The organism is Halopseudomonas sp., assembly GCF_038130085.1.
Classification (GTDB): domain Bacteria; phylum Pseudomonadota; class Gammaproteobacteria; order Pseudomonadales; family Pseudomonadaceae; genus Halopseudomonas.
The window spans coordinates 11643-27205 of the sequence record NZ_JAYPMU010000014.1; the positions used below are offsets into that span (position 1 = coordinate 11643).

The 15563-nt window shown below is 62.8% G+C and carries 13 protein-coding genes; 5 read left to right on the top strand and 8 right to left on the bottom strand.

What is annotated here, in order from left to right; genetic code table 11:
* Positions 1–2: 2 nt before the first annotated feature.
* Entirely contained in the window at positions 3–1517 is a 1515-nt protein-coding gene (locus AAFM31_RS11720; protein WP_341708123.1) for a 3-hydroxyacyl-CoA dehydrogenase, read from the bottom strand.
* A gap of 239 nt (positions 1518–1756) precedes the next feature.
* On the opposite strand from AAFM31_RS11720, the gene AAFM31_RS11725 reads away from it, so the two are divergent.
* From AAFM31_RS11725 to AAFM31_RS11745, 5 genes are all read left to right on the top strand, one after another.
* Complete coding sequence (locus tag AAFM31_RS11725; RefSeq protein WP_104736566.1) at positions 1757–2185, top strand: PaaI family thioesterase; 429 nt, start codon at positions 1757–1759, stop codon at positions 2183–2185.
* Positions 2182–3528, top strand: a complete 1347-nt coding sequence (locus tag AAFM31_RS11730; RefSeq protein ID WP_341708124.1) for a hypothetical protein — start codon at positions 2182–2184, stop codon at positions 3526–3528. The genes AAFM31_RS11725 and AAFM31_RS11730 overlap by 4 nt, the downstream gene beginning before the upstream one ends.
* Position 3529: 1 nt before the next feature.
* On the top strand, positions 3530–4342 hold the full coding sequence (mutM, locus tag AAFM31_RS11735; RefSeq protein WP_341708125.1) for a bifunctional DNA-formamidopyrimidine glycosylase/DNA-(apurinic or apyrimidinic site) lyase: 813 nt from the start codon (positions 3530–3532) through the stop codon (positions 4340–4342).
* Positions 4343–4511: 169 nt separating this feature from the next.
* Positions 4512–4844, top strand: a complete 333-nt coding sequence (locus AAFM31_RS11740) for a multidrug transporter (RefSeq protein WP_341708126.1) — start codon at positions 4512–4514, stop codon at positions 4842–4844.
* Between the two features lie 57 nt (positions 4845–4901).
* On the top strand, positions 4902–6731 hold the full coding sequence (locus AAFM31_RS11745) for a Na/Pi symporter (RefSeq protein ID WP_341708127.1): 1830 nt from the start codon (positions 4902–4904) through the stop codon (positions 6729–6731).
* A 109-nt stretch (positions 6732–6840) separates the two neighbouring features.
* Here the strand turns inward: AAFM31_RS11745 and fusA are convergent, their stop codons facing one another.
* The 7 genes from fusA to AAFM31_RS11780 form a co-directional block, all read right to left on the bottom strand.
* Positions 6841–8925 (bottom strand): elongation factor G, encoded by a 2085-nt coding sequence (gene fusA / locus AAFM31_RS11750; RefSeq protein WP_341708128.1) that lies wholly within the window; start codon positions 8923–8925, stop codon positions 6841–6843.
* Between the two features lie 287 nt (positions 8926–9212).
* Positions 9213–10937, bottom strand: a complete 1725-nt coding sequence (gene ggt, locus AAFM31_RS11755; RefSeq protein WP_341708129.1) for a gamma-glutamyltransferase — start codon at positions 10935–10937, stop codon at positions 9213–9215.
* A 2-nt stretch (positions 10938–10939) separates the two neighbouring features.
* Positions 10940–11191 carry a YfhL family 4Fe-4S dicluster ferredoxin gene (locus AAFM31_RS11760; RefSeq protein ID WP_104736558.1) on the bottom strand — a complete coding sequence of 84 codons (252 nt, stop codon included), beginning with the start codon at positions 11189–11191 and terminating at the stop codon, positions 10940–10942.
* A 19-nt stretch (positions 11192–11210) separates the two neighbouring features.
* The gene (gene coaD, locus AAFM31_RS11765; protein ID WP_341708130.1) at positions 11211–11690 is read right to left on the bottom strand and encodes a pantetheine-phosphate adenylyltransferase; all 480 of its coding nucleotides are present in this window, start codon (positions 11688–11690) and stop codon (positions 11211–11213) included.
* Positions 11691–11800: 110 nt separating this feature from the next.
* Positions 11801–13390 carry a GMC family oxidoreductase gene (locus tag AAFM31_RS11770; protein WP_341708131.1) on the bottom strand — a complete coding sequence of 530 codons (1590 nt, stop codon included), beginning with the start codon at positions 13388–13390 and terminating at the stop codon, positions 11801–11803.
* A gap of 21 nt (positions 13391–13411) precedes the next feature.
* Positions 13412–13951, bottom strand: a complete 540-nt coding sequence (locus tag AAFM31_RS11775; protein WP_341708132.1) for a twin-arginine translocation pathway signal protein — start codon at positions 13949–13951, stop codon at positions 13412–13414.
* A gap of 59 nt (positions 13952–14010) precedes the next feature.
* Positions 14011–15453, bottom strand: coding sequence for a coniferyl aldehyde dehydrogenase (locus tag AAFM31_RS11780; RefSeq protein WP_341708133.1), 1443 nt, complete (start codon positions 15451–15453; stop codon positions 14011–14013).
* Positions 15454–15563: the final 110 nt, after the last annotated feature.

The following is a 15563-nucleotide window of genomic DNA, read 5'->3' on the forward strand; positions in this document are numbered from 1 at the left end:
TCTTACTCCTGGAAATCGGGGGTGGTCAAAGGCAGTTCCAGCTGGACGCGACGACGCAGCCAGGGGCTGGGGCGGTAACGCGGTTCGCCATAAACGGCCTGCAGGTTGTTGAGGACGGCAAGAATGTTGGCCTCGCCATAATGCTCGCCAAAGGCCAGTGGGCCCTTGGGATAGCCCAGCGCCAGTTGAATGGCGCGATCCAGCGTCTGCGGAGCGGTGATGCCCTTCTGCACGATTTCGCAGCCGAGATTGACCACGCTGGCGATCAGGCGCTGGATGACAAAGCCGGGGGAGTCGTTGATCACTTCGACGGGCACGTCATCGGCGCTGAGCGCCTGGCGCGCCTGGGCGACGACCTCGGCTTTGGCGGCGGGCTGGCGCATCAGGGTGCGGCGCTTGTCCCAGTTGGCGAAGCTGTCCAGAGCCAGCGTGCGATCAGCCGGCAGGCCCAGCTGGGTCAGGGCGGTGCTGCAGTCGTCGCCCAGCGGGGTGACCAGGCAGATAGCGTCGTCCGATGGCTTGCTGCCGGTTTCCAGTGTCGCGCCGGCCTTGGTCAATACGTCTGCGACCTGATTACGCAGCGCGTCATCATCGGTCTCCAGCCAGAACGGGCGGTTGATCAGCACGGTCTCGGGCTGCTGCTCCGCCGGCTCGATCTTCTGGCCGTCTTCGTAACGGTAGAAGCCCTGGCCGGTCTTGCGACCCAGCAGGCCGGCAGCAACGCGCTGCGCGGCGATGAACGACGGGGTGTAGCGCGGGTCGTGGTAGAACTGCTCGTAGACCGATTCCATCACCGCGTGGGAAACGTCCAGACCGGTCAGGTCGAACAGCTCGAACGGCCCCATGCGGAAACCCGGGCCGTCGCGCAAAATGCGGTCGATCTGCGACGGCGTGGCAACGCCTTCGCTGAGCATGCGCAGTGCTTCGGTGCCGAAGGCGCGGCCGGCGTGATTAACCAGGAAACCGGGGGTGTCCGGGGTAATCGCCGGGAAGTGGCCGGCCTGGTCGGCTAGCGCCACCAGTGCCTGAATATGACGTTCGTCGGTGCGCTCGCCGCGCACGACTTCGACGATCTTCATCAGTGGCACCGGGTTAAAGAAGTGGAAGCCGGCAACCCGCTCCGGGTGTTTGGCGGTGCTGGCGATGCGGGTGACCGACAGCGAGGAGGTGTTGGTCGCCAGTACGCAGTCGGCGCTGACAATCGCTTCCAGATCGGCAAACAGCTTCTGTTTGACCTCCAGTAGCTCGACGATGGCCTCGATCACCAGGTCGCAATCGGCCAGATCAGTCAGGTTGGCGGCCGGCTGCATGCGCGCTACGGTGGCTTCCAGCTCGGCTTCGGTCATCTTTCCCTTGGCCTGTGCGCGCTGCAGCAGGTTGCGGTTGAAGGCCAGTGCGTCGTCGATGGCTTCGGCGCGGGTATCAAACAGCAGTACCTGCTGACCGCTGCTGGCGAACAGTTGGGCGATACCGCGCCCCATTGCTCCGGCGCCGATGACGCCAATCCGCTTGAACATGCTTTGCCTCCTGGAGTACGCTCATTGTTCCGCATGGCGAAACGGTATTTCGTTTAAAGTGGTGCGAGATTAAATCCTGTGCTCTGGGAGTGCAAGTTTGGCGACAGTCTTCGCGCGTGTCGCCGTGGCATACTCTCGCCCTTCAAACTGGCCGTTGTTGCGCGCCGAGCAGACTGCCAGCTGTTTCCTCCCTGCTTGGCCAGCCAGATCGAGTGTAGTGAATAAAAGGTGTCGCACCCGTGAATCAAGATGAACGTCAGGCCATTGCCCGTACCGTAACCGGCTTCTTTCAGGAGCTTGGTGCCCAGCTGGAAGAGTACTCGGAGGGTCGTGCCGTTGTCGGGCTGACCCTGACCGAGAAGCACATGAACAATGCCAGCTCCCTGCACGGTGGGGTCACCGCTAGTCTGCTTGATATCGCCATGGGGCTCTGTGGCACCTGGGCGGCATCGGCGGAAGACCGCCGGGTCGCCATTACCCTGTCACTCAATACCAACTTCACCGCGACCGCGCCGGTCGGCACCCACGTGCGTGCGGTCGCTACCTGCCGTAACGCCGGTCACAAGGTATTCATGGCCAGCTGCGATCTGCTCGATCAGAACGACAAGCTGATCGGTTTTGGCGAGGGTGTATTCAAGAAGGGCGCCTATCGCAAGGACCTGCCGTGAACGCGGCGCTGTTGCTGCCGCTCGGCGTTGCCTTTGAGCTGGCGGGGCTGCTCAGTCACCAGCATTGGCTGAGCTGGCTGGCGGCGGCCGCTTTTGCGGGCTATTTCCTGCGCTTCTTCAGCCGCCTGAATCCCTATCCGCGCTGGCTCGGTATCTGCACCCTCGGGGTGCTGGTTGCCGCAATCGTGCTGGCGCGCCCGGGTGTCGAGCTGTGGCCAAAGCTGGCCAGTTCGGTGGCCTACTACACCTGCTTTCTTGGCGCGCTGGGGTTGATGCAGCTGCTGGCCCAGCGTCTGCCGCAGTTGCGTGAACTGCACAAGGCGCTGCTCTCTGGCTCCAAGGTGGTGCTCTATCCGCGCTATGTGCTCGCCGCTGGTAGCATCGGCTCGATTCTCAACTTCGGCATGATGAACCTGCTCTGTGGCACCTTGAGCGAGCACTTGAAACGCTATCCTCTGACCGATGAGCAGCGCCGTGAAGGCTTGCGCAGCGTGATGGTGACCACCCTGCGGGGCTTTGCTCTGGTGCCGCTGCTGGCACCGACCAGCGTGACCATTGCGATCATCTCGCGGGAGATGCCCGAGCAGTCGTGGAGCACCATGGTGCCCTACGGCGCCGTCGCTGCGCTGATGATGATCGTGGTCGGCTGGCGTCGTGAAACCCGTGGTCTGCTGGCGCTGCGCGACAACATCGGCGACAGCAGCAAGGCTGACGGCATGCCGCAGTTGCTGATCGGCAGTCTGCTGGGGCTGGGTGCTATTGGCCTGCTGGCTTCGTTCACCGATCTCAGCGCCTCGCAGGCGGCGATGGTGCTGGTGCCGGCGGGTGTCATCAGCTATCTGCTGTGGCGTGAGCGCAAGCCGAGACAGGTGCTGCAGGAAGTGACCGCCAACATGGTCAGCATGCATAACGAGATGTTCATCTTCGGCTGCGCTGCGCTGCTGGGCGGGGTCTTGGGCGCGGTTGCGCCGCTGGAGCAGATTGCGGCCTGGTTGGCGCAAGAGCCCAAGTACAATGTGTTGCTGGCGATCGGCACCCTGTTCAGCACCATCACGCTGGCGGTGCTGGGGCTGGCGCCGATTGTCTCGCTGTCGCTGACCGCGGGACTGCTGGCCCAGTTATCGCTGCTGGGCGTGCCGATCATGACGCCGGCAGTCGGCTTGATGTGTGGCTTTTCGCTGGCGATGATCTTCTCGCCCTTTGGGCCCTCGACACTTATTCTGTCGCGCTACAGTGGCGAGTCGCCCTACCGGGTGGCCTTCGGCTGGAACGGGCGCTTTGTTGCCAGCGTCATGCCGTTGCTGTTGCTGCTGATCTTTATTACCTACTGGTTGCAAAGCTGACATGCCTGAATTGCCTGAAGTCGAAACAACCCGCCGTGGTATTGCGCCGCACCTCGAAGGACGCCGGGTTACGCGCCTGATCGTGCGTGACCGGCGCCTGCGCTGGCCGATCCCTGAGGATCTGGCGATCCAGATCGAGGGGCAGCTGTTCAAGCGGATTGATCGCCGCGCCAAGTACCTGCTGATGCGTATTGGTGGTGGCACCCTGATTGGCCATCTGGGCATGTCTGGCAGCTTGCGGCTGGTAGCCGCTGGTACGCCGGCAGGCAAGCACGATCACGTCGATATCGAACTGGATTCGGGCATGGTGCTGCGCTACACCGACCCACGCCGATTTGGCGCGCTACTCTGGGCCAGGGCGGACGAGCCGCATGCACTGCTCGGCAAGCTTGGGCCGGAGCCGCTGTCCGAGGCGTTTGATGGTGAGCGCCTGTATCAGCTGTCACGTGGCAAGAGTATGGCGATCAAGCCGTTCATCATGGATAACGCGGTGGTGGTCGGGGTAGGTAACATCTATGCGACCGAAGCGTTGTTTGCCGCTGGCATTGATCCGCGGCGTGAGGCTGGCCGGGTCAGTCGTCAGCGTTATCAGCATCTGGCCGAGGAAATAAAGCGGATCCTCGCCAAGGCTATCGAGCAGGGCGGCACCACCTTGCGTGACTTTGTGGGTGGTGACGGCCAGCCGGGTTATTTCAAGCAAGAGCTGTTTGTCTACGGACGCCGTGGCGAATTGTGTAAACAGTGCGGTACAACCTTGTCAGAGTGCCGATTGGGTCAGCGCAGCACCGTATTTTGCCGGCAGTGCCAGCGCTAGAGCGACGCATGCTCTTGCGCTGCGCCGTGGTGGCGCGCTTCGCAAATTTTGTCGGACGCGTTCCGTAACGCCTGGTTTGTGCCTACAATGAAGTCGATGCCGCGTGCCCACAGGAATTCGGGCCGCGCAACCAGATCATTGCCTTTCGGGCCACAACCAGGGATTAACTATGCGCCTGTTACGTCATTCCACCGCACTTGTCGCCGGCCTGCTGATGAGCGCCAGCGTCATGGCTGCCGATTCTTACAACAACTACCAGCAGGACGAGCCGGGTTACTTCGCCATGATTGGCGATCTGGTTATTGCACGCCCGTTGCTGCTGGGTGCCACTGTGCTAGGTGCCGGCGCCTTTTTGGTCAGCCTGCCGTTCAGTGCTCTTGGCGGTAACGTGCCCGAGGCGGGGCGCGAGCTGGTGCTGCGTCCTGCAGAGGAAACCTTTGTTCGCTGCCTCGGTTGCACGCGCTCCGGCTACGGTCGTCAGCAGCAGGACGAGATCCGCTGAAATTGCAGCGCCGGCACTCGCTTTCGGCGCTGACGTTGTCATCCCTGAGGGTACGGGATGTCTGATGCATTGAATGCCAGCCGGGTACTGCGGTCGCGGCTGGCGAAGCTGCGCCCGGTCGGTATGGCCTTCGGGCTCGCCCTCGTGGTGTGGCTGTTTCTCAAGCAGCAATCGCTGGCCCAGCTGTTTGCCGGCATAGCGCTGTTCCTGCTGGGTATGCGCTATCTGGAAGACGGCTTCCGCGCATTTACCGGTGGCGCGTTGGAGCGTTGGCTGGCTGCCAGCACCGACCGTTTGTGGAAGAGCCTTACTTTCGGCACGGTCACTACCGCGCTGGTGCAATCCAGCTCTCTTGTTACCCTTCTCAGTATTGCCTTCCTCAGTGCCGGACTGATCAGCCTGACGGCCGGGATTGGTATTGTCTTCGGTGCCAATCTGGGTACCACCACCGGTGCATGGCTGATTGCGCTGGTGGGTTTAAAGGTCGATCTGGCGCAGGTTGGCATGCCGTTGCTGGTGCTCGGTGTGTTGTTCGAGCGCAATAGCGCAGCGCGCTGGCGTGGCACCGGTCAGGTGCTGCTGGGCATCGGCCTGCTGTTTCTGGGCATCGATCTGATGAAGCTCGGCTTCGACGGCATGCAGCAGATCTTCGATCTGTCTGCCTACAGCGTCGACGGCTGGCAGGGCGTGTTGGTCTACGCGCTGCTCGGTATTGTCGCGACGGTGCTGATGCAGTCCAGTCATGCCACGCTGATGATCACGCTGGCGGCGCTTGCCAGCGGTCAGCTCGAGTACACCAATGCGCTGGCGATGGCCGTGGGCGCCAATCTCGGAACCACCGTAACCGCGGTGATCGCGGCACTGGGTGCCAATAATGCGGGTCGGCAGTTGGCGGTAGCGCACATCCTGTTCAACCTGCTGACCGGTGCCGTGGCGCTATCGGTCCTGCCGCTGCTTGCTCAAGTGGTTGATACGCTGTCCGGGTGGTTGAGTATTGCGGCCGATTCCTACACGCTGAAGCTGGCGTTTTTTCATACCCTGTTCAATGTGCTTGGGCTGGCGCTGATGTTGCCGCTGGTGCCGCTGCTCGTGCGCCTGCTCAATCGCTGGTTGCCGCCACCGAGCGAGCCGGCGAAGGATGAGCTGGCAGACATGCCGCGCTCGCATGCGCTTTATCTGGACGGCGCGGCGCGCTTGCATGCCCAGTCGGCAGTCAGGGTGTTGCAGCAGGAGCTTGGGCATCTGGCATCGACCAGTCGACGGGTGATTGCCTCGGCGCTCTACCTGCCGACGGGGTTCAGTCAGGATATGGTGCAGGGCCTGAATCTCGCCCAGCCCCTGCCGGTGCCGCCGCTGGCTGAGCGTGAGGATGCAGATGCGCTCTACCATCAGCACATCAAGGGCATTTATGCCGACATCGTCGACTTTATCGGGCACCTGGACTGCGAGTTGCTGCCAGAGCAGCAGCAGGCGCTGATGGACGTGAATCTCGCCGCACGCGACCTTGTGGAGGCGGTGAAGGCGGCCAAGCATCTGCAAACCAATCTGCGCAAACATGTCGAGAGCCCCCGTCAGGCCATGCGCGACGGTTACCGTCAGCTGCGTGAGCAGGGCATGTTGTTATTGAGCGATCAGGCCCGCCGGGAGGCGGACTCGCTGTCCGGTGCCGCCGATTTGCAGCGTTCGGCAGACTATCTGGATCAGGAGCAGTTGTTCCGGAGTCAGTTCGAACAACGGTTGCAGCAACAGTTGCGCAGCGGTGAACTCGACGGCTGGCAGGTAACCAGCTTGCTCAACGACCTCCACTACCTGCTGGAGATCAGCAGCAATCTGCGCGCTGCCCACGACATGATCTATACCCGTGCGGCGCTGACAGACGCCGCCTGACCTGCTGTGGTGTGGCGCAGTCCAGGCGTTGGTGCGCGGCAAATCGCAGGCATAAAAAAACGCCTGATGCAGGGCATCAGGCGTTTTCTATTACCGAGTAACGCGAGCCTTATTTGGCTGCGCGCTTCTCTTTCTCCTTGGCGATTACGGCTTCAGCAACGTTGGCCGGGCACGCGGAGTAGTGCGAGAACTCCATGGAGAACTGACCGCGACCGGAGGTCATGGTACGCAGGGTGCTGATGTAGCCGAACATTTCTGCCAGCGGTACATCGGCCTTGATGCGGACGCCAGTTACACCGGCTTCCTGGCCTGCGATCATGCCGCGACGACGGTTCAGGTCACCGATAACGTCACCAACGTGGTCCTCAGGAGTGAACACGTCAACCTTCATGATCGGCTCCAGCATCTGCGGGCCGGCCTTCGGCATGGACTGGCGGAACGCACCCTTGGCCGCGATTTCGAACGCGATGGCCGAGGAGTCAACGGCGTGGTAGCCACCGTCGGTCAGTTCGAAGGAAACGTCCAGAACCGGGAAGCCAGCCAGCGGGCCAGTGTCCATCAGAGAGGCGAAGCCCTTCTCGATGGCCGGGAAGTATTCCTTCGGAACGTTACCGCCAACAACGCTGGACTTGAAGGTGAAGCCGGAGTTCGGCTCGCCGGGACGGATGACGTAGTCGATCTTACCGTACTGACCGGAACCACCAGACTGCTTCTTGTGGGTGTAGCTGTCGGTGATTTCACGGGTAATGGTTTCGCGGTACGCAACCTGCGGCTGACCAACAACCAGCTCAACGCCGTAGGTACGCTTCAGGATGTCGACCTTGATGTCCAGGTGCAGCTCGCCCATGCCCTTGAGGATGGTTTCGCCGGAATCCGGATCGGTTTCAACGCGGAAGGTCGGATCTTCTGCAACCATCTTGCCGATCGCGATACCCATTTTCTCGGTGGAGCCCTTGTCTTTCGGCTCAACGGAGATGGAGATTACCGGCTCGGGGAAGACCATCGCTTCCAGGGTGCACTCGTTGTTCGGGTCGCACAGGGTGTGACCGGTCTGAACGTTCTTCATACCAACGATGGCGATGATGTCACCGGCCTGGGCGCTGGTCAGTTCGTTACGATCGTTCGCCTGCATCTCAACCATGCGGCCGACGCGCTCGGTCTTGCCGGTAAAGGAGTTCAGGATGGTGTCACCCTTGTTCAGCTTACCGGAGTAGATGCGGCAGAAGGTCAGGGCGCCGAAGCGGTCGTCCATGATCTTGAATGCCAGGGCGCGGAAAGGCTCGTCGGCAGAAACAATAGCGTGCTTGCCGGTTGGGTTACCTTCTTCGTCGGTCAGCGGCTGCGGGTTAACCTCAGTCGGGGACGGCAGGTAATCAACAACGGCGTCGAGCAGCAGCTGCATGCCCTTGTTCTTGAACGCAGAACCGCAGTAAGTCGGGAAGAACGCCAGTTCCAGGGTGCCCTTACGGATGCAGCGCTTGACGTCGTCGATGGCCGGCTCTTCGCCGTCCATGTAGGCCATCATCAGGTCGTCGTCCATTTCGACAGCCATTTCGATCAGCTGCTCGCGGTACATTTCGACGTCGTCGACCATGTCGGCCGGGATTTCTTCGACGGTGTAGTTTTCCGGCTGTCCGGTGTTGTCCCAGACGTAGGCCTGACGGCTCAGCAGGTCAACAACACCAGTGAAGGTGTCTTCGCGGCCGATCGGCAGAGTCATGATCAGCGGCTTGGCGCCCAGCACGTTCTTGACCTGCTCGGTTACGCGGATGAAGTCTGCACCGATACGGTCCAGCTTGTTGACGAAGATCAGACGGGAAACTTTGGAGTCGTTCGCGTAGCGCCAGTTGGTTTCGGACTGGGGCTCAACACCGCCGGAACCACAGAATACGCCGATACCGCCGTCGAGTACTTTCAGCGAGCGATATACTTCTACGGTGAAGTCAACGTGGCCGGGGGTGTCGATGACGTTGAAGCGGTGGCCTTTCCAGAAGCAGCTGACAGCAGCGGATTGAATGGTAATCCCGCGCTCGGCTTCCTGTTCCATGAAGTCGGTGGTGGACTCACCCTCGTGTACTTCACCCAGCTTGTGGATACGGCCGGTGAGTTTGAGGATACGTTCGGTAGTAGTGGTTTTACCGGCATCAACGTGGGCGAAGATACCAATATTGCGGTAGAGGGATAGATCAGTCATGGCACTCTCTGATAGCCGGGTTTGAAAATAGGGCGACACTATACAGGATTCTTGGGCGATACGCTCTGCTTTTGCGATGAAAAGCACAGCGAGCCTCGGCAGCGCTCTGCAACGCACCGGGGAAGGTCTCGCCAGAGCCGCTCAGCTGGTCGCGCAAGGGAGCTGCGCAGGTGTGACGGGATGACCTCTGACGGGGTGGAGCAACGAGACCCGCGTGCAGCTTAGCAGCATCGGCGCTGGCCGTAATGTCTTTTCGCTGTCCGCTGATCAGTCTTGTCGGCGGGGGATCAGGGCGTGCTGACCGGCTCGGCGGTGACGCGACGCACTGCGGCGCTGCCGATGCCGCGCGGATCGCTGGCCGCGGTGACGCTGTTGTCTGCCTTGTTCCAGGACACCGCATGCATGTTGCCGTAGTCACGGCCAACCGGTTCGATCCTGTGCCCCATGGCTTCGAGCGCCTGCTGCTGCCGCGCGCTGAAGGCGGCGTCTTCGACCTGAATGTGATCGGGCAGGTACTGGTGATGGTAGCGCGGACGGCTGACCCAGCGCTCGACCGGCTCGCCGTGCATGGCCTCCAATGCACCGAGCAGCACCATGGTAATGATGCGGCTGCCGCCCGGAGTGCCGAGCAGCGCCAGCTGGCGGTCGTTCTCCAGCATCGTCGGGGTCATGCTCGACAGTGGGCGCTTGCCCGGGGCGATGGCGTTGGCTTCGCTGCCGGCCAGCCCGTAGGCGTTGCTGCCGCTGGGATCGGCGGCGAAATCGTCCATCTCATTATTCAGCAGCACCCCAGTGCCGGGCGGGGTAAAGGCTGCGCCGAACGGCAAGTTGATGCTGAGGGTAGCGGCGACCGCGTTGCCTTCGGCATCCATCAGTGAGAAGTGGGTGGTGTTGGTGCCTTCGTGGAACTCGCGCAGCGGGCCGAGGGCGCTGCTTGGTGTGGCGCGCTCGGGGTCGATATCCCGGGCCATGGCAACGGCGTAGGCCTTGGAGGTCAGCTCGGCAACCGGTACCGGGACAAAATCGTTGTCACCCAGCAGCATGGCGCGGTCGCGGTAGGTTCGACGCATCAACTCGACCAACTGGTGAGTCTGTTGGATCGAGCCGTTGGCGCTGGCAGGCAGCGCCGGCAATGCCTGCAGGATGCCGGCCAGGGCAATGCCGCCGGCCGACGGCAGCGGTGCGCTGATGACCTGGTAGCCGCCACTGACAAAACGGATTGGGCTGCGCTCAATGACCCGGTAGTTATCCAGATCCTGTTGCTGCCAGATGCCACCGGCGGCTTGCACGCCGCTGAGCAGTCGCTCGGCGACCGGGCCGCGGTAGAAGCCGTCACGGCCGTTGCTGGCGATGGCGCGCAGGGTAGTGGCCAGTTCCGGCTGGGTGATAAGGGTGCCGACGGCGGGTGCCTGATTGTCGCGCAGGAACAGACGGGCGGTTTCGGCGTCGCGCTGCATGGCTTCGAGTCGGTAGCCGACGAGGGTGCGGTAGTGCTCGCTGCTGCTGAAACCATGCTCGGCGGCATCGATGGCCGGGGCCAGCGACTGGGTCAGCGGCAGGCGGCCATAGTGGCTGGCCATATGCACCAAGGCGGCGGGGATGCCGGGAATACCGGCGGCCAGCGGGCCGTTGATGGCCGGGTCACGTTGTACCTCGCCACTGGCGTCGCGGTAGAGGTCGCGGCCAGCCTTGCCCGGTGCGGTCTCACGGGCATCGATGAAGCGGTAGGGTTGCTCATTGTTGCCGGGCTGGCGCAGCAGGAAGAAGCCGCCGCCGCCGATGCCGGAGCTGTAGGGTTCGACCACCGCCAGGGTGGCGGCAACGGCGACAGCGGCATCAAAGGCGTTGCCGCCATCGGCCATGATCTTCAGCCCAGCCTCGGTGGCAATCGGGTGGGCGCTGGCTACGGCGTTGTGGCCGGGGCCGTCGCTGGCCAGCAGCGGCGCGCTGAACGCCAGCAGGGCGGTCAGGCCGAGCAGGCGGGGGAGCTGTCGCGCGCTGAGGCTAAGCATGGTCAGGCCTTGCCGGTGAGGATCCGATATTTGTCCATCAGCTCCTCCTGGCTCTCGACGTTGTCCGGGTCGAGCGGGATGCAGTCGACCGGGCAGACCTGCTGGCACTGGGGCTCGTCGAAGTGGCCGACGCACTCGGTGCACAGGTTGGGATCAATGACGTAGATCTCCTCGCCCTGGGAGATGGCGCCGTTCGGACACTCGGGCTCGCAGACATCGCAGTTGATGCAGTCATCGGTGATGATCAGAGACATGCGTGCGTTCTCCGCAGAGTCAGGCGTGATAGCGCTGAATCAGCGCTTCGTTCACGGCCGGGTGAACAAATTTGGTGACATCGCCACCCAGCGCGGCAATTTCGCGCACCAGCGTGGAGGAAATATAGGAGTACTTTTCCGACGGGGTCAGGAACAAGCTCTCGACGTCCGGTGCCAGCACTCGGTTCATGTTGGCCAGCTGGAACTCGTATTCAAAGTCGGATACCGCACGCAGGCCGCGCAGCAGGACGTTGGCGTCGACTTCCTTGACGAAGTGCGCCAGCAGCGAGGAGAAGCCGACCACCTCGACGTTGGGCAGGTGGCCCAGCACGGTGTTCGCCAGCTCTACGCGTTGTTCCAGCGGGAACGCCGGGTTCTTCTTCGGGCTGGCGGCAACGGCAACCACAACCCGATCAAACAGCCGTGATGCGCGCTCGACCAGATCGGTATGACCTTTGGTAATGGGGTCGAAGGTGCCGGGGTAGAGTACGGTATTCATGCGTGATCGGGTCCTGCGGCTGTGTTGATGAGAGGCAGATGTTAGCTCAACACTCGGCGAAAACCCAGATGCAGAGCGGCGGCGGCACCGCGGAAGTGCCGCCGCCTTGCTCAGCCGAGGTCAGCGGCAAGCTGGGTGGCCAGCCGTGCGGACAGGCCATAGACCGACAGTTGCGGGTTAGCGCCGATGCTGGTCGGGAACAGTGAGCCGTCGATGATCGACAGGTTTTCCAGCTGATGGTGACGGCCGCGGCTGTCGACTACCGACTGGGTCGGGTCTTCGCCCATGGCGCAGCCACCCATGACGTGAGCGCTGGCCAGACGCACGTCGTGCAGCCGGTAGGTGAGCGCGTTGACCTGCTGCTGGTAGTCCGCCCACGTGGTGCTCAGGCGACCGTTCGCATGACTGGGCATGACCGCCTTGGCGCCTGCGGCAAACTGGATCTCCCCCATGCTGAGGAAGGCCCGGCGTACGCCGTCCCAGAGATAGTCGGTGACGGGATAGTCGAGCACCGGGTCGCCGTTGTCGCGCAGTGCAACCGTGCCGCCCTGACTCTGCTCGTGGAAACCGTCGCGCAGCAATGCCAGCAGAATGTTGCTCTGCGGCAGCGCGGCCATGCGGTGCAGGTGCTGCAAGCCAAAACCGCCCATCAGCGTAGAGGTGATGCTGGGCTGCATCGGCGGCACTTCCAGTTTGTAGCCGACCGGCCCGGTGGTGCCCTGATCCCACTGGAAATGATCCGAGTAGACCGACTGCGGCGCGCCATAGTAGCCGTGAATGTCGCGTTCGTACTGCGCCAGCGTCAGGTTGACCGGGTGCAGGAAGGTGCGTTTGCCGACTCGACCATGCGGGTCCGGTGCCTGCGAGCGCAGCAGCAGCGCCGGGTTGTTGATGCCGCCGCCGGCGATCACCACATGACGGCCCCGCAGGCGCAGGCGTTGCCCGCTGGCCTTGCTCAGCGTGGCGTCCATCGCGCGGCATTCCACTTCGCTGACGCGGTCGCCATCGAACACCAGCCGCTCGGCGCGGGCGCTGTGTACGAGTACGGCGCCGTGTTCCAGTGCGCTGGGCAGGGTGGTGACCAGCATCGACTGCTTGGCGTTGGTTGGGCAGCCGGTACCGCAGTAGCCGAGATTCCAGCAGCCGCGCACGTTGCGCGGAATGATTTTCCAGTGATAGCCGAGTTTCTCACAGCCAAGGCGGATGACATCGTTGTTGGCGTTCGGCGGAATGGCCCACGGTGCTATACCCAGGCGCTCTTCCATCTGCGCGAACCAGGGCGCCATGCTGGCGCTGTCCATACCCTTCACGCCGTGCACTTCGGCCCAGTGGGCCAGAGTCTGATCCGGGGTGCGGAAACTGCTGGTCCAGTTGACAGTGGTGGTGCCGCCAACGGTGCGGCCCTGCAGGATGCCGATGCCGGCATCGGCGGTGGCCCGTGCAGCGCCCTCCTGATACAGCTCGGCGTAGGCTTTGCCTTCGTCATTCTTGAAGTCGCTGGAGCTTTTCAGCGAGCCTTCTTCCACCATCAGCACGCGCAGGCCGGCCTGGGCCAGAATCTCGGCGCTGGTGCCGCCGCCGGCGCCGGTGCCAATAATGACAACGTCGGCTTCGAGGGTGGTTTCACTGTCGAGTTTGCTGGCGTCGATGACGCGCCAGCCGCGCTCAACACCCTGTTTGAACAGATCGGGTACGGGCATGGTTATTCCCTGAAGTCGAAATCAGATGATGGGCGGGCCGGGGTAGCCGACGGCGGCCCAGGACTGAGGCGTGGCGTACCAGGCCATGTGCAGCAGTTGCAACAGGCTCTTGTGCCCCTTGCGCAGCAGGTCGAAGCGGCTGTCGCGCCAGCGCAGCAGAAAGGCTTCGAGCTGTTCCGGGCTGGCCTTGGCCAGATCGCCCCAGATGCCGGTGAGTGGGCCGCGGGTCAGCGGCAGCGACAGCATGCCGAGCAGATTCAGCACTTCACTCTGAACGAAGGGCGAGCTGAATTGCAGGGAGCGGTCGAGCTGCGCGATGGCCAGTTCGGTAGCGTTGCTGTTTTCGCTAAAGGCCGGATGCGGCCCGATCACGGCGGGAAACAGCGCGGCGAGTAGCGGCAAGTCGGATTCGCGCAGCACCGCCATATTGCCGGCGGGCGCAGAGGTGCTGCAGCCGCTCAGGGTGGCGGTGAGGCCGGCGGTGCTGAGCACCAGACCAGCGCCGAGGCCGAGCTTGAGCAGGCTGCGCCGGTTGAGATCGGGGGGCAGGGTGTCTGACATGATCAGTCTTCTTCTTGTTGCCGGCAGAGCAAGCTCTGCCGGGTGTCAGCGGCGCAGGTTCAGCGCAGGAACAGTTTGTATACCAGATTAAGCAGTTTGCCACCGTAAGGCGGATAGATCGGCTTGGCGCCGTTATAGCGCTGCTTGATGTACACGCCCTTGGCCTTGCTCATGGTCAGGAAGCCCTCGTAACCGTGATAGTGGCCCATGCCGGAATCACCGACGCCGCCGAACGGCATGTCGTCCTGAGCAACGTGGAAGACCGCGTCGTTGACGCACATGCCACCGGCGTGAGTCTGTTCCATCAGGCGCTGCTGCTCGACCTTGTTATACCCAAAGTAGTACAGCGCCAGTGGGCGGGGGCGGTCGGCGATGTAGTCGAGCGCGCTGTCGAGGCTGTCGTACGGCAGAATCGGCAGCAGCGGCCCGAAGATTTCCTCCCGCATCACGGTCATCTCGTCGTTGACGTCGAGCAGCAGGGTCGGCGGGATGATGCGCGTGCCGCTCAGATCCTCGTTGGCCGGATTGGCTGGCAGGATGCGCGCACCCTTTTCTGCGGCGTCGGTCAGATAGCCTTGCAGGCGCTGGTATTGGCGCGGATTGACGATTTGGGTGAAGTCGGCGTTGTCGCGCAGAGTCGGGTACATGCGGGTAAAGCTGCGGTGCAGGGTCTCGGCCAGCTCTTCGACGCGGCTGCGTGGGCAAAGGATGTAGTCCGGGGCAACACAGGTCTGGCCGGCGTTCATGGCCTTGCCGAAGGCGATGCGTTCAGCGGCGTCAGTCAGCGGCACGTCCGCCGAGATGATCGCCGGCGACTTGCCCCCCAGTTCCAGAGTGACCGGGGTCAGGTTGTCGGCGGCGGCGCGCATGACGTGGCGGCCAATGCTGGTGGCGCCGGTGAACAGCAGGTGGTCGAACGGCAGCTTGGAGAAGGCGACGCCGACATCGGCTTCGCCGGTGACCACTGCAACCTGCTCTTCGGAAAAGATTTCACCGAGCATGCGGGTAACCACCTCGGCGGTGCGAGGGGTGGATTCGCTCATTTTGATCATCGCCCGGTTACCAGCGGACAGCGCGGTCACCAGCGGGCCGATGGCCAGAAACAGGGGATAGTTCCACGGCACGATGATGCCGACCACGCCGAGCGGCTGGTAAACGACCTGCGCCTTGGCTGGCTGGAACGCCAGCCCGACCTTGCGGCGCGACGGCTTCATCCAGCGCCGCACGCGCTTGCTGGCGTAGTGGATGCCTTCGAGCGACGGCATGATCTCGGCCAGGCGGGTTTCGTCGGCGGAGCGGCGGCCAAAGTCGTCATTGATCGCCTCGATCAGTGCCTGCTGGTGCTTCAGCACGCCCTGTTTGAGCGCCTGTAGCTGCTGGATACGTTCGTCGGCGGAGGGCATGGGCGCCTTGCGGAAGGCCGCGCGCTGGGTCTCGAACACCTGCTGCATGCGGGAGATGGACTGCTGCTGCTCTTGGATATAGGCGATATCGGCTACCATGTGGCCTCCGTGGCTGGGTGACGGCTGTGATGGCCGCTTGTTGTTGTGGTCTGTACCGGTCTGCGTGGCTGTCAGTGCCATCCGCTGCGGTATGAAATGCTTTTTTAGAG

Bases quoted from the DNA above. Each gene is read 5' to 3' on its own strand.
- AAFM31_RS11740 (WP_341708126.1), top strand. From the start codon at position 4,512: ATGCGCCTGTTACGTCATTCCACCGCACTTGTCGCCGGCCTGCTGATG.
- AAFM31_RS11780 (WP_341708133.1), bottom strand. From the start codon at position 15,453: ATGGTAGCCGATATCGCCTATATCCAAGAGCAGCAGCAGTCCATCTCC.
- AAFM31_RS11745 (WP_341708127.1), top strand. From the start codon at position 4,902: ATGTCTGATGCATTGAATGCCAGCCGGGTACTGCGGTCGCGGCTGGCG.
- ggt (WP_341708129.1), bottom strand. From the start codon at position 10,937: ATGCTTAGCCTCAGCGCGCGACAGCTCCCCCGCCTGCTCGGCCTGACC.
- AAFM31_RS11760 (WP_104736558.1), bottom strand. From the start codon at position 11,191: ATGTCTCTGATCATCACCGATGACTGCATCAACTGCGATGTCTGCGAG.
- AAFM31_RS11720 (WP_341708123.1), bottom strand. From the start codon at position 1,517: ATGTTCAAGCGGATTGGCGTCATCGGCGCCGGAGCAATGGGGCGCGGT.
- AAFM31_RS11770 (WP_341708131.1), bottom strand. From the start codon at position 13,390: ATGCCCGTACCCGATCTGTTCAAACAGGGTGTTGAGCGCGGCTGGCGC.
- fusA (WP_341708128.1), bottom strand. From the start codon at position 8,925: ATGACTGATCTATCCCTCTACCGCAATATTGGTATCTTCGCCCACGTT.
- coaD (WP_341708130.1), bottom strand. From the start codon at position 11,690: ATGAATACCGTACTCTACCCCGGCACCTTCGACCCCATTACCAAAGGT.
- AAFM31_RS11775 (WP_341708132.1), bottom strand. From the start codon at position 13,951: ATGTCAGACACCCTGCCCCCCGATCTCAACCGGCGCAGCCTGCTCAAG.
- mutM (WP_341708125.1), top strand. From the start codon at position 3,530: ATGCCTGAATTGCCTGAAGTCGAAACAACCCGCCGTGGTATTGCGCCG.